Origin of the sequence: Psychrobacter sp. Pi2-1 (assembly GCF_904846645.1) — a bacterium.
In the GTDB taxonomy this organism is placed as follows: Bacteria; Pseudomonadota; Gammaproteobacteria; order Pseudomonadales; family Moraxellaceae; genus Psychrobacter.
The window spans coordinates 49,563-64,109 of the sequence record NZ_CAJHBO010000004.1 but is presented as its reverse complement, the minus strand read 5'-3'; the positions used below and the strand labels follow the sequence as shown (position 1 = coordinate 64,109).

Annotated in this window: 12 protein-coding genes; 5 read left to right on the top strand and 7 right to left on the bottom strand. The window is 43.0% G+C overall.

Translation table 11 applies throughout. From position 1 onward, the window contains the following. Positions 1 to 485 precede the first annotated feature (485 nt). The 5 genes from nth to dnaQ all read right to left on the bottom strand — a co-directional run bounded on the left by nth (position 486) and on the right by dnaQ (position 7,105). On the bottom strand, positions 486 to 1,181 hold the full coding sequence (gene nth / locus JMX91_RS03895; protein WP_201547747.1) for an endonuclease III: 696 nt from the start codon (positions 1,179 to 1,181) through the stop codon (positions 486 to 488). A gap of 120 nt (positions 1,182 to 1,301) precedes the next feature. Beyond that, entirely contained in the window at positions 1,302 to 2,147 is an 846-nt protein-coding gene (locus JMX91_RS03890; protein ID WP_201547746.1) for an RnfABCDGE type electron transport complex subunit B, read from the bottom strand. 257 nt (positions 2,148 to 2,404) lie between these two features. Continuing rightward, positions 2,405 to 3,349, bottom strand: a complete 945-nt coding sequence (nudC, locus tag JMX91_RS03885) for an NAD(+) diphosphatase (protein ID WP_201547745.1) — start codon at positions 3,347 to 3,349, stop codon at positions 2,405 to 2,407. 267 nt (positions 3,350 to 3,616) lie between these two features. Then, the gene (locus JMX91_RS03880; RefSeq protein ID WP_201547744.1) at positions 3,617 to 5,299 is read right to left on the bottom strand and encodes a hypothetical protein; all 1,683 of its coding nucleotides are present in this window, start codon (positions 5,297 to 5,299) and stop codon (positions 3,617 to 3,619) included. Positions 5,300 to 5,446: 147 nt separating this feature from the next. Beyond that, positions 5,447 to 7,105: a DNA polymerase III subunit epsilon gene (gene dnaQ / locus JMX91_RS03875; RefSeq protein ID WP_201547743.1), complete on the bottom strand. Its 1,659-nt coding sequence runs from the start codon at positions 7,103 to 7,105 to the stop codon at positions 5,447 to 5,449. A gap of 350 nt (positions 7,106 to 7,455) precedes the next feature. Here dnaQ and JMX91_RS03870 point away from each other — a divergent pair, with 350 nt between their 5' ends. Continuing rightward, on the top strand, positions 7,456 to 8,001 hold the full coding sequence (locus tag JMX91_RS03870) for a hypothetical protein (RefSeq protein ID WP_227679256.1): 546 nt from the start codon (positions 7,456 to 7,458) through the stop codon (positions 7,999 to 8,001). Positions 8,002 to 8,117: 116 nt separating this feature from the next. Then, positions 8,118 to 8,423 carry a hypothetical protein gene (locus JMX91_RS03865; protein WP_201547742.1) on the top strand — a complete coding sequence of 102 codons (306 nt, stop codon included), beginning with the start codon at positions 8,118 to 8,120 and terminating at the stop codon, positions 8,421 to 8,423. 108 nt (positions 8,424 to 8,531) lie between these two features. Here the strand turns inward: JMX91_RS03865 and JMX91_RS03860 are convergent, their stop codons facing one another. Then, positions 8,532 to 9,011, bottom strand: coding sequence for a YkvA family protein (locus JMX91_RS03860; protein WP_160021296.1), 480 nt, complete (start codon positions 9,009 to 9,011; stop codon positions 8,532 to 8,534). 199 nt (positions 9,012 to 9,210) lie between these two features. On the opposite strand from JMX91_RS03860, the gene JMX91_RS03855 reads away from it, so the two are divergent. Then, a complete protein-coding gene (locus JMX91_RS03855) occupies positions 9,211 to 10,488 on the top strand; it encodes an LD-carboxypeptidase (protein WP_201547741.1) in 1,278 nt (425 codons plus the stop codon). Between the two features lie 19 nt (positions 10,489 to 10,507). Here JMX91_RS03855 and JMX91_RS03850 read toward each other — a convergent pair whose 3' ends face one another. Next, positions 10,508 to 11,530, bottom strand: coding sequence for a GlxA family transcriptional regulator (locus JMX91_RS03850; RefSeq protein WP_114700239.1), 1,023 nt, complete (start codon positions 11,528 to 11,530; stop codon positions 10,508 to 10,510). A 181-nt stretch (positions 11,531 to 11,711) separates the two neighbouring features. Here JMX91_RS03850 and JMX91_RS03845 point away from each other — a divergent pair, with 181 nt between their 5' ends. Together JMX91_RS03845 and JMX91_RS03840 are read left to right on the top strand one after the other, a co-directional pair. Continuing rightward, on the top strand, positions 11,712 to 13,517 hold the full coding sequence (locus tag JMX91_RS03845; RefSeq protein WP_160021293.1) for an acyl-CoA dehydrogenase: 1,806 nt from the start codon (positions 11,712 to 11,714) through the stop codon (positions 13,515 to 13,517). 22 nt (positions 13,518 to 13,539) lie between these two features. Beyond that, the gene (locus JMX91_RS03840) at positions 13,540 to 14,547 is read left to right on the top strand and encodes an NADP-dependent oxidoreductase (RefSeq protein ID WP_160021292.1); all 1,008 of its coding nucleotides are present in this window, start codon (positions 13,540 to 13,542) and stop codon (positions 14,545 to 14,547) included.

Here is a 14,547-nt window from a genome sequence, read left to right as displayed (position 1 = left end):
GGATCGCTTAATTGAATCAATAAGGGTAGGAAAAGCAGCACATCTGGGTGCTGCTCTAATTAATTTTGACCACGCATTTACGCGGCAGATAATCGGTATTTCTTAATTTAAAATCGGTTTTGACTAAAATCTTTGCTAATAAATATGACCAAAGGGTGAGCTGACTATCATTTAATCAATATATAAAATGATACTGCCTCGCTCTAATATGGTCTTGGCGGTAACGAGTTGAAGCAGTACTTGCCCTAATAGACAACGCTAATGTGCAGATTGCCTTATCAGAAGCAGGGTAATAGCCAAAATCTCTTAACGCAAAATAGGGTTATTCTACCTTGAAACGTTATAAAACTCTAGTGAGCAACACTTGCTCTACTATAAGAAATGCTCAACAAGCAGTTCACTGCAATCAAAGGTGGTTACTGGATAGCGGTTTATCTAGCTGAGTGATTAGCTAGCAGTAGCGTTTGCTTGAAATGAACAATACGTTACAACTCTAAAAATGCAGCTTTATCTTTGAACATGCATTCTTCATAGACAGGGCAAGCGCCGCATTTGGGTGTACGTGCCTGACAAGTATAGCGGCCGTGTAAGATAAGATAATGATGAGCGTCTACGATGAAGTCTTCTGGGATGCGCTCGACCAGCTTTTTTTCGACAATGAGTACGGTTTTGCCAGTAGCAAGCCCAGTACGATTGCCCACCCGAAAGATATGCGTATCAACGGCCATGGTCGGCTGGCCAAAGGCCGTATTCAACACGACATTGGCAGTTTTTCGGCCGACACCTGCCAGTGACTCTAAATCTTTGCGGTTATCAGGAACAGTGCTATCAAATTTCTCAATCAAATCACGGCAAGTTTTTATGACGTTTTTTGCTTTGGCATTATATAGACCAATGTTTTTGATATAGGATTTGAGACCGTCTTCGCCTAATGCTAGTATCGCCTCAGGCGTATTGGCCACAGGGTACAATTGCTTGGTGGCAATATTGACACTGATATCAGTCGCTTGTGCGGACAAAATTACCGCGATAAGTAACTCAAAATTACTATCATAATTAAGTTCGGTGACAGGCTCATCAATAGTCGCTGCTAGCTTTTCAAAGAATGGACGCACGTCACGATTGGGCATTCGTCTAGAGGGCGGTGTGTCAGCTGTTTTATGTTTGACCGTTTTACTCATGGCATTTTGACTATTATTTTGATGAATGATTGTGCCAAATTATATGCTAGCGTTAGCATTCATGTTAATGATTAAAGTATCAATTTATTAACGCATTAATTGCGTAATCAGCTATTACCGTTATAGCGCTACTTGCAATGACTCAAGCTCGGCTTGTAAAGATTCGAGCTCTACTTGTTTCTTATCGTTTGCACGCACACTCAGTTGCTTTTCCAGTTTTTTGATTTTGGTACGGAGCTTGGCAGCCGCAATGGTATTTTTCGCTTGCGACTCACTGATGTTTAGAGACTGGCTTGCTGCGTTATTGAGCTTAGCCTCTACCATACTAACGACAGGTCTACTATTGCTCGTATCAGCAAGCTGTTCTGTCACACGTTTCAAATGAGTGTGGTAGCGTTGTCTTAAATCCTCTTGCTCTGCTATTCGCTCAGGCTCAGATATTTCCCGCTCAATCGTAACTAAGTCGATGCAATCAACAGGGCAGGGCGCGATACATAGCTCACAGCCCGTGCACAAATCTGTAAAAATCGTATGCATATGCTTGCCAGTACCAACGATAGCATCGACTGGACAAGCAGGAATGCATTTGGTACAGCCGATACAGTCATCTTCACGGATAACCGCATGAACCTCAGTCGGACGTTCAGAGGTGGCATCTATTGGCCACTGTGAAGGCACTGCCGTCAGCGTAGTGTTAGAAGTATCTATATCGAGAGTCTGAGCAATCGCATTGGTGACTGGCTGACCACCAGGCACACATTTATTATACGGCTCGCCATCTAATACAATTGCAGCGGCATATGGCAGGCAACCATCTGGATGCTCACATAGACCGCACTGCGTCTGTGGCAGACACGCATCCACACGTGCAATTTTTGCCTGTATGTCAGCGGACAAGGTATCAATGTGTAATGCATCGAATAAGATAGGTAGATTGACTAAGCGTATATTGGTGCTACTTTGCATTTAATTAAGGACCTTAATACCAGTCGTAAGAATTGGTATTAGTATAAATAGAGATAAAAGGTTGAGAAAGCGGTCTTTGTAAAACAGTATCTATAAGAGCATCTGCTCTGTCAGCGTCTTACTGCTCAGGTTAGCGTGTTACTTATTAAAAAATAAGATTTAAAGTAAAACGCTTATCACAGGAGCAGCGATTTTAAAGAGATGAGATTGAAAATACAATACTATAGCGAAATGTGGTGTTTATAGATAAGTACTGATTATAAATCTATATTTTGTTCTTTAGCCACTTGATCAATCAAATCGCGAGCGATACTACCCTTTGGTGGAATTCTGGGTAGGTTTGAGAGATCAAAGAAATCAGCATGTGCTAGCTCATCTTCTTGCAAGATAATATCGCCATTGGCATACGATGCACGAAAACCAAGCATCAAATTAGAGGGGAATGGCCATGGCTGACTGCTCACATAGCGGATATCTGATACTCTGATATTGACCTCTTCTGCGACTTCACGTACTACGGCATGCTCCAGACTCTCTCCAACTTCTACAAACCCTGCGATCAAACCATACATTGGCGGCAGGTTTTGCTGTCCATGACGATGATGATGAGCCAGTAAAATTTGCATCTCACCTGTCGCTGGATTTGGACGAGTAATAGCAGTAATGACGCACGGTTGTACGCGAGGGTATTGGCGCAATCGACATATTGGACAAACCATGGCACGTTCGCCTTGGTCAGCATGCACGGTAGGGCTAGCACAGCGACTACAAAACTGCGTATCTGCTTGCCAGCTTAATAGTTGTATTGCCTGGCTAATCTGATCTGATAAAGCGACTGGCAAATGAGTCATTAGTTTTCGATAAGGAACAAAGGTGTTACCACTGCTTTCAGCAATAATTGGTAGCGTCACGTTATGAGCAACTGCATAGTCATAAGTCATGGCGCTCGTCGCTTGAGCGGTAAAGCTATGAGCCATATTGGCGTCAACCGTACCCTTTGCATGGTTGCCAGCGCTATTGTTGTTGTCTGATAACCAATGATTTGGTGCTAGGCTCTCGTGCAGCGTTACATGACCGACTTGATAAGCTTGCTCATTTGAGTCATTACTATCAGACGATAGCTGAACTTGCAAAGGCCACCAACCATCTGGCATTTGACGGCATAAGATACTGTCATCACTTAATACAAAAGCATGGGCCATATAAAATTCCAAACATTATAAAGTAAGTCCGCATCGACGTAGACACAGACTTATTAAGAGTAAAATATCATCAATTCTATGTAAACCAGATACCCAGATATCCATATATATTGTCAGGTTGGTTCAGCCTAATGACTAGGCTAGTTTAACCTAATGAATATAGCGCTTTCACGTGCCTGACTCGTACCTACATTATCTTGAATTATCTATACGTAAATGAGATGTCATGGCTAAGAGATAATAACCATGCCATGACAATAAGAAAAGTTAAGCAGCAAGTAGGTGGCTTAAGCTTTGCTGCCCCACATCAAGCGCTTGTTTGCTGACAGGGCGATTATTCTCAAAACCATCTAAGTGATGATCAACCGCCATGATAACATCAGCGATACAGGCTAACGTACTGTCTTCGATACGTCGTCCGCCATCAATACGTTGTTCGATATAGTTGGCTAGCTGACTCAGCATGCTGGCAGGTGTGGCCAACTGTAAGAAACGTACTGCGCCTGCTACTTGACGCATCATCCCAGGAATATTTTGGATGTTGAGCATGTCGCGCTCAGGCTCCGCCAAATAATCATTGATGGCTTGCTCAGCACTAGCAATCGCAGTTCGGCTTTCTTGTATCAAGGTATCATTGGCCGTATTAAGCTGATGCAATGAGATATGCGGGTTATTCAGTGGCAGATAGATTGCCCCTGGTGTATGCATCTCTGCCATAGCAATGGTGGCGTTCTCTGCATGCATTAATGCTAGTAGCAAATGATCAAAATCTTCAGGAGAAGGCGCTTGCCAATGGCTCACAGCTTCTGCTGCTTCGCTAAGACTATTGGCTGCGTTGGACAGGCCTAACAGACGCAATGCCGAACTCAGTTCAGTCAGCTCTTTAATAATCTGCGCTGTCTGCATGTCAACAGGGTTGATTGAATCGCCACGTGCATAACTATCGACGTGTTCTTTAATGTTATTGATCTGATTTTGAATAATTGTGTTTAACGTATCAGTAAGTTCGCGGTTAGGACCGAATAAAAAGCGCTTCATTTGTTCTAACTGAGCACCTTCTAAATGATTGCTTGCATACTGTTCACGTAATTGCTGCGCTTGCTCGTTATCACGTTGACAGGCAAAGCTCACTAAATCTGCAAAACGAATATCCATTACTGGCAAATAGCTTTGAAATTGCTGCTCTAAATAAATAAGTGTGTGTTTTTGACTTAGGTTTAATGGTAATACTGCTGCGATATCAGTCACAGCAGCAGTCGCCGCTTGCCAAAATAAGCTATCAGTATTTGAGGCAATTAATGCACAAGCTGCACTCATAGCATCCAGCTTTTGCTGATCTGCTGAGTCAATTTTGCCATCTTGATTGAGTAGTGCAATGCTAAGGCCACTACGATACGCGTTGGTCAGCAGCTCTGTGTCTAGATTAAGCGTGCTTAGAGATTCAAAGTTTTGTTCAGGGTTGGCGATGATGACACTACTGCTACCAAATGCAGAGAAATAGTCTGCCGTAATAGGAGCTTCTTGACTATGCGCATTAAGCTTGTTGATTACAGGTATCAGTAGAGTAGGCTCTACCGATTCAGTCAAGAGGACAAACTCAACATAACGATCCAAGGTCATGATGGCTTCTGATAGATCCATGATCAAATCAGTATCGTTATTATCACCATTGTCATAAAGTCTCTGTAAACCACCAACAATGGCATCATTCAATGCTTCTGCACCGACCAAAGAAATCAGTTTGAAAATACAAGACAGCTGCTTTAATACTTCGATAGAGTCTGACAACAAAGGCGCCTGACTACTATCATCATTGAACTCACCTAGATGAATTTCAGTATCTTTAAGCGTTGCTATAACCTCATCATGCAGTAAATGGAGTGACGGTAGGTTAAAATCAGTAACACTAAGCGTTGGGGCGGTTAGCTTCATTTGCGCAGACTGGTCCATAAGTATTTTTCCATAATGTACTGATGAGAATAGCAATATGATAAATTTGATTTAGAAAGTATTAGCTAGTGATGTTTTAACGCTTTCTATCATAATAATCAAGACTAAATTATACAAATGTCGGTTCAATAAAAATTCGAACGACAATTACATGCTAGCTTTTAGGGCAGGATAATCGTCTGCCAAAGCGGCATACCAGCTTTGGTCAGCAGTTTCATTCGATGTTGAAGCCAGTAATAAATTCGCTAAATTGGCGAAACTTGCATGAGCAGTTTGTCCGCCATCGGTATCTGTATCCTCTTCGATGGCAAGCGTGACCTGTCCACCAGTCATCGCCAAATAAACTTCGGCTAAAATCTCTGAGTCAAGTAATGCCCCGTGAAAAGTACGGTCTTGCTTACCAACATCTAGGCGACGCACGAGGGCATCTAACGTGTTTTTTTGCCCAGGGTATTGCTGCTTGGCCATCGCCAGTGAATCGGTTACTTGCACTCGATTGGCAAAGTCATTCAGACCAACTTTTGCAAACTCCATATTTAAGAAGTTCATATCAAAAGTAGCGTTATGAGCGATAATCTCAGCGCCGTCCATAAAGTCATACAAAGACTGAGCCACTTGATCAAAGGTCGGCTTGTCAGTCAAAAATGCTTCAGAGATACCATGAATACGAATGACTTCATCATCCATACCGCGCTGCGGATTGATATAAACGTGCAGCTTTTCACCAGTAAACTTACGTCCGACCAGCTCCACAATACCGACCTCGATAATACGGTCGCCTTTTAGTGCATCAAGCCCTGTGGTTTCTGTATCCATGATAAGCTGGCGATCTGCTTCATGACGATGTATCGGCTTTGGTAGTAGCGGCTTAAAATGTGGGTTGGCACGGCTAGTATCCCCATCGAACTTAGGGGCGTCAGATTCTACACTTGGCAACATATCATTGTCGACGGTATCATCTAGGTGCGTTTGAATATCTGGCATAGCTTTGGTACTCGTCGGGTTGGATGTATTGTCTTGATGGCTGTTAGATTCTACAGCAATGTCTTTATTTATTTTAAGGGTGTTAGCAGCACGCTGACTATCTTCTCTTAGCGGCTCAGGTTCTAAGAGCTCTTCATCAAACTCATCGTCCATCATATCTAGACCCAATGGATCGAAACTTAGCCAGTCAGCGCTAGATGATTTTTGCGAAGTATCAATGTTAGTGTCAGTATTAGTAACAATGTTAGGATTAATATCAGTCGCTATGTGGTCTTTTTTTTTAGCCGTATCTGCTTTACTGACTATAGCTGAATGGCCGCTGTTTGAGGTGACACCTAAGTTTGCCAGCTCATCTGCTTTTTCGTTACCAGCATGTCCAGCGTGACCCTTGACCCAATGCCAGCTAACATCACGCTGTTGGCAGAGCTTATCCAATTGTTGCCATAGGTCTTGATTGGCGACGGGCTTTTTACTGGCAGTTTTCCAGCCCTTTTTCTTCCAACCTTCAATCCATTCAGTTATGCCTTTTTTGACATAACTGGAGTCAGTCCAAATCTCAAGAGTATGCTCATGCGGGCTATGCGTCAGGGCTTGTATCGCACCCATTAGTTCCATACGGTTATTGGTGGTTTCTTTGTCGCCGCCGTATAAATCTTGTGTGCTGCCATCACTAAATATAAGATGTGCGCCCCAGCCGCCAGCGCCAGGATTGCCTTTGCAAGCACCATCAGTATAGGCCACAGTGGTGTTTGTTTTAGCAGCCAATGGATCAATCGCGTTGTCTTTATGAGTGTTTGGCATTGAATTACGGTTGTCTGACATAAAAGAGTATGGACCTGATAAGTGGTAAGCATAGGGTAGTACTAGAGCATCTCGTTTACGTTATTCGAACGATGATGATGACGTTGTGAGTATAGCAAATCTATCATAAATATGGGCAGTCGTGACGCACAAAGTCAGAAAACCGTTACGGTAACTTATAACATAATAGTAACGTCCTAGTTTTCTGTTAAAATAGCGAAGCTCACTGAAAGCCACTGGTTTTTAATGACTGAGCTGTCTTTGCTACCAAGATGCCTAAGCGCATTTTTCTTATACAGCTATCTAGTGACATTTTGATAATAGTACACTTAATAAAAGTTTTTAATGCATGATTGCAGGATAACCCCATTATGTCCTTACGCTCGAATTTATTTAATAAGAGACTGACGTATCTGATGCTCAGTGTAACTACTAGCAGCGCGATTTTTCTGAGCGCTTGTAGTGATACTAGCCTTCAAGCAGATACCGAAGTTGCGGCAGATCTTTCTGTCTTTGAAGGTTGTTATACGGTGAGTCAAGATGAGCCTGCTCAGATAAAGGTCAGCCAGCAAGATGACACTTGGGTGATGCAGATGAAAGAGCCCGTCACTGCTAAGCGCGTCTGGGATACTCCAGAGCCGTTAGAAGTGATTGAAAATAGCGATATACCGCAGTTTTTCTCTATCGATCCAGACAATGTCGATGCAGTCATTGGTCGTCCTGATCGAGTGCTTGTACTGGCTCATGTCAAACCAGCTTACGCAAATATTGATCCGCTCTTAGACAGTGAGTACTTGTCGTACATTTATCGAGGCGCCAACACGATCTACCGTGTAGAGTGCGATGAGGTGAATACCGATATTTTAGCCAATCCACATGCCAATCTTGTTATCGATAATGTTGATGATAGTATTTAAATAAGCATTAACGATAGTACTTGGATAAGTATCGACTATAAATATCATTGTTGGTGGATGATATTTGCATAGACAGTATTTTGTTATAAACAGTCATACCATTAGAGTTAAGCAATATGAATTTTTTTAGTTACGTGGTGTTAGGTGGACTCTCTTATGCAGCTGGTTGGGCGGTAAGAACGTATGTATTAGACAAACAACCGACGCCTGAGCAGCCTTATAATTTGAAACATCCTGCGATTTTGGCATATTTGGGTGCATTCTTTATTATCATGTTGATCGTCTCTTGGCTGCTTGGTCGCTATGCACTTGGTCATGCTGCGATTGATTTACCTTTCATTATTGTCAACAGCCTCGTTGCGACATTCGTTTACTCGTTTGGTCTTAACCCAGAAAAAGCCAATTATGAAGTGCCTGATTAAAATATAGTATTGAATAAGTCAAAAATAACAAAAGCCACGACCGAAATATTAATTCGCGGTTGTGGCTTTTTCGATAGTGCAGTTTTTAATCGCTGAAAGTATTAATATTTATGAGGCTTTCTTCAGATTCGTACCAGTCTCGTCGCTGTCTTTCTGATCACTACTAGTTTTATCGTTATCAGTCTTATCCGTGTCGTTCTTATCTTCTAATTTATCCTTAGTAGCTGATTGTTCCTGCTTCCATTCTTTATATTTTTGCAGATCTTTTCGGGCCTGCTTTAAACAAAATTTAAGTACTAACGCATCATCGATATGGCCGATAAACGGAATAGAATCAGGAATGAGGTCAATTGGATTTAGCACATAGAGCGTACCAATAACGCCAGCTGAGATTGTCTTAAAAGGAATTTTACGGTAGTCACCTTTGTAATAGTCTTTGACAAGACTCATAAATAGCATTAAATCATCACTAAACGGCTCAAGGTAGCCGTTGTCCTCTAACTTTTCTTTCAGCTTGTCTTCTTTGCCCAGCAAGTATTCCAAATTAGAATCAAGTGACTTGTTTTTATCGGTTTTTTTATTAAACATAATTATTACCCTTTGTTTTTTGCGATGAATTTGTATTTACAGTAACAAATCTAGTCGACCTATATTGTGTGTCTCAGTAGCGAAAAAGTAAATATCGGTAAAGATCAGGCAACCATCAATGTCAGAAAAGCGTCTACAATATGCTGTCATAAGGTTTAAAAAAATCATAAAAATAAAAGCGATAAGGTAGCAGTAAGATATGGGGATTAAGCGTCAGTCATGGAAAGATGATAAAAATAATCGTGCAACTGAAACAACATCTGGGCTAAACCGTCGGCAGTTTCTACGTCGAATCGGTGTGAGTGCAGGCACAGCAGTACTAGCGAGCCAAGGTATGTCTCAAGCGCTGGCAGCCAGTCCTATCGAGTCTGGTCATAGTACGCAGCTGACCAAGGATGATCTGCCAACTTCGTTATTGGATGATAGCTCATCATCACAAACGTCACAGGAATTATTGACGCAGACAGGTTGTATCACGGCTATGATTGAGACGCGACTTTTTGCTAGCTCTAACGTTGGTGGTAGTGATGAGCGTAATCAATTGGCATTAGATCGTGTGGCTTGCGCTGGGTTTAAAGTAGAGAATCCTGCTATTACCAATCGTCAGTATTTACGCTTTGCGGGAACGGACTCACAGCGTGCTAGCGATTTTCAAAATCTTGCCACTGGGGCAATAGCCGCGCCAAAGCTGCTGCTAGGTGTGCGCGGTGGTTACGGTGCCATGCGCATATTGCCTATGGTGGATTGGGCGACGCTAGGACGGATTATGAAGGAGCGTGGCACGATACTCGCAGGCTTTAGCGATGTAACGGCTATTCAGTGTGCGCTATTGGCAAAAGGGTCAATGAGCTCGCTTGCCGCGCCAATGCTCTATAGCGAATTTGGTAAAACCGCGCCCGATAAAGTCAGCTGTCAGCAGTTTGTTGAAGCACTAACCAATCCCAATCTAACTATCAGCATACAAGATGCTTCATTAACCAGTCAGCAGCTACCTGTCATACTGACAAAGGGTGAGCCGAAACCATTAACTGGTACGATTTGGGGTGGCAACCTAAGTGTCGTATCGGCGCTGGCAGGTAGTGAGTACTTACCGCGTATCGATGGCGGCATTGTGTTTTTAGAAGATGTCGGCGAGCAGGCGTATCGTATTGAGCGCATGTTATATGACTTATATCTCGCAGGTGTGTTCAAAGGGCAGCAAGCGATTGTATTTGGGGCATTGTCTGGTACGGGCGAGGACAGCTATGACAAACGTTATGATGTCGCCACAGTCATTCGTCAGCTGCATGAATTAACAGGATTGCTGATATATAGTGGTATGCCTTTTGGTCATATCGGCAAAAAATACAGCTTTCCGCTGGGAGCGACTTGCCAGCTTATACCTAATACAGATGGTGGCTATCAGTTATCATTTAACGATTACCCAACTATTAAAGCTGATGCTATCCAAGTAGAAGGCTTGTGGCAGACTGCTTAAACGTTAATCACTGTCCTTTTTAAATAGCCAACCGCGAAAACTTATCTTGATACTCTTTAGGCGTCAGCTCTGTCGCGCGTTTAAATAGACGCGTGAATGAAGAGATATCATCATAACCTACTTGATCGGCAAGCGACTTTATCGATACATCGCCTAATTCAAGTAAGCGTTTGGCTTGTTCAATTCTGACAGCCTGAATATACTCAATCGGTCGCATCGCCACGCAGGACTGGAAGCGCCTGTTTAAAGTGCGCGGGGTAATATTTACCATAGCGGCTAAACTACTGACCTGTAAAGAATGCTGAAAGTTTTCTTCAATATATTCTTGTACTTGTTTAATCAAATGATCCGAATGTGGCTTGTGCAAGGTCACATTGGTATAGCTATTTTGACTACCTCTTTTGCTATCGATAATTTGGGTTTTTGCCACCTGTGTAGAAATCTCACGTCCGCAGTACCGCTCTATCAATAATAGCCCCAAATCATAAAAGGCGCTGCCGCCAGCTGCACAAAATATATTGCCTGATTGGTTTGTTGACTCGCTTCTTGAATGGGTCACAAACTGATTCTCTTGTAGATCCACCAATGGAAAATCTGCCTTAAACTTATTGGCATAGCCCCAGTGTGTGGTGGCTATCTTATGATCTAATAATCCCGCCTTTGCCAAAAAAAATGCACCGCTACAGTTGCTTGCTATATCGGCCTTGGTATTCGCAAGCCGTACTAAGTGTGGCAATAGCTCACTGTTTTGCGTCAATACCTTATCAATAGAGTCGCCAATAGTGGGTACGAGCAATAAATCGCACTCTGTTACGTCTCGAATATCGCAGTGGGCTTGCATGATTAACCGATTACTGCACCTAATATCGCCACCACCTAAGCTTGCAATCTGCACATTAAATCGTGGTTCTACAGACTCATTCGAAAAGCGTTGCCAGCTGACCCCTGTGAATGAAAACAAGTCCAATGCGCCAGAGAGCACACTGCCAAGTACACCATCAAAGCCAAGAATAATCATTTTAAAAGGTTTGAAATAGGGCATAAGTCACTCTTTTCCTTTGCTGTACTGACCAAAATAGCCATTATTTGGTTGATTTTAACTGGTTAGATACTCTGTTTATGTCTTATTTAACCATAATTATGTCATAAATGACAATACGGACAGGTGTCAAATTAGACTAATATCAATTGATAACCACATTTAATCAGTTAACGAGAATACTATGGCCGCAGATACCCTCCTAAACGATTTTGAATTACCTTTCCAATTGTATGATGTACTAGGCACAGAATCACTCACCGAGCACGCAAAGTTCTCAGAACATAGCCGCGAGACATTTGATGCTGTGTTAGAGACGGCAAATAAGATTGCGACAGATTTATTTTTACCACACAACCATATCGCAGATAAGAACGAGCCGCAGTTCGATGGTAAAAAAGTCAGCATGATAAACGATGTAAAAGTCGCTTTTGATGCGTTCCGTGAGTCTGGCTTTATCGCAGGTCGTTATAGCTTCGAAGATGGTGGCATGCAGTTACCTGAGACGGTTATGACTGCTGTGGCAGGCTACTTTATGGCAGCCAATCCATCAACGACTGCCTATCCATTTTTGACCACTGCGGCAATCAACGTTATCTCGCATTTTGCTAGCGATGATATCAAAGCAGCCTTTATGCCGCGTATGCTGACAGGTGAGTTCACCGGCACCATGGCACTGACTGAACCACATGCAGGTTCATCGCTTGCCGATATCAAAACCATCGCGGTAAAACAAAACGATGGCTCGTACCGCGTCAAGGGCAGCAAGATTTATATTTCAGCAGGTGATCATGAGCTATCTGACAATATCGTGCATTTGGTATTGGCCAAAGTGCCAGGTGGTCCAGGTGGCGTAAAAGGCATCTCTTTATTTGCCGTGCCTAAGTATCGCTTGAACGATGACTTGTCTGTTGGCGAGCGTAACGATGTACATCTGACTGGACTGATTCATAAGCTTGGTTATAGAGGTGCGACTTCTACGGCATTGAGCTTCGGCGATGAAGGCGATTGTTATGGTTATTTGATCGGCGAAGAGCATTTTGGCTTGCGTTATATGTTCAAGATGATGAATGAAGCACGTATCGCAGTTGGTTTTGGTGCTTCTATGATTGGTTATCGCGGCTATCAGTATTCGCTAGATTATGCCAAAGACCGTACACAAGGTCGCATTGCGCCAAACAATAAGCCTGAAGATGATGCAACGGCCATTATTCAGCATGGTGACGTAAAGCGCATGCTATTGGCACAAAAAGCTTATTCTGAAGGCGGCATCTCATTATGCTTATATGGCTCAAACCTAATTGACCGTATCAATACCTGTGAAGACGAAACACTAAAAAATGAGCTAACTGAACTATTAGATTTGCTAACGCCAGTGCTAAAAGCATGGCCATCTGAATATGGTCCAAAAGCCAATGATTTGGGTATTCAAGTATTGGGCGGCGCAGGCTATACACGTGAATATCAGGCTGAGCAGTTTTGGCGTGACAATCGTCTAAATCCTATCCATGAAGGCACAAACGGTGTGCAGGCGCTAGATTTGTCATTCCGTAAGTTATGGCAAAAAGGTGGGTTAGGCATTCAAATCCTAAAACGTGAAATTACACAAGATTTAGAAAGCATCACTACGCCTGAGAGCGCGCAACTTGCAGGCAAGCTGATGCCTTATATGGGTCAGTTGCATGAAGTGCTCGTGCATTTGGGCAAAGTGTTGCAGACAGAAGAAGCACTGACATTGACTGGTAATGCTCAAGCACTAATGAATATTTTTGCCTCAATTGTACTGAGCTGGATTTGGATTCGCCAAGCCAGTAAAGCCGAGCAGCTGCTAAGTACGACGCAAGATGTCGAGCAGCAAAACTTTTACAAAGGCAAGATACAAGCAGCCAAATACTTCATCGATTGGGAACTACCATTAGTTAAACGCGACATCGAATTATTAACCAACACCAATTCAGTTTGCACTGATATGCAAGCGGACTGGTTCTAAGGACAACTCTAAGGAAAGAGACATGACAAAGATAAATAAACAATGGCGCCTAAAAGCAAGACCAGTAGGCGAGCCGAGCGCTGAAACTTGGGATTATACCGAGACAGAAATACCGACGATTACTGATGGTCAGCTACTGATCAAGGTTGAATACATCTCTATCGATCCGGCGATGCGTGGTTGGTTGAACGATGCCAAATCTTACATCGCGCCAGTACAAATTGGTGAAGTGATGCGCGCCGGTACTGTGGGCGAAGTGATTGAAAGTAAGCATGAGAAATTTGCAGTAGGTGACTATGTCGCAGGTCACGACGGCGTGCAGTCATATGCAGTCAGCGATGGTACAGGTCTACATAAAGTTGATCCAAGTCTAGCGCCGCTGTCTTACTACTTAGGCGTCCTCGGTATGCCGGGGATGACAGGATATTTTGGGTTGCTAAAAACGGGTCAGCCAAAAGCAGGCGAGACGATAGTGGTATCAGGAGCTGCTGGTGCGGTTGGTAGCTTGGTCGGTCAGATTGCCAAAATTAAAGGCTGCCGTGTCGTTGGTATCGCGGGCGGCGCTGAGAAATGCAAATTCTTGGTCGATGAGCTTGGGTTTGATGCGACGATTGATTACAAAAATGAAGATGTGAAAAAAGCACTAAAGAAAACTTGCCCAGACGGCGTCGATGTATACTTTGACAACGTAGGCGGAGATATCTTAAATGACGTGCTTACCCAGATTAATCTACATGCGCGTATCGTTATTTGCGGAGCTATCAGTCAATATAACAACACCACAGCAGTAAAAGGCCCATCGAACTATTTATCATTATTGGTCAATCGTGCTCGCATGGAAGGCATCGTGGTGTTCGATAATATCAAAGAATATCCAATCGCAATGAAGGATATCGCTGGCTGGATTCAGTCAGGTGATATGAAAGTAAAAGATCATATCGTTGAAGGTATCGAGACGTTCCCAGATACTTTGATGATGCTCTTTAACGGTGAAAATTTCGGCAAACTAGTACTTAAGGTAGAGGGATAG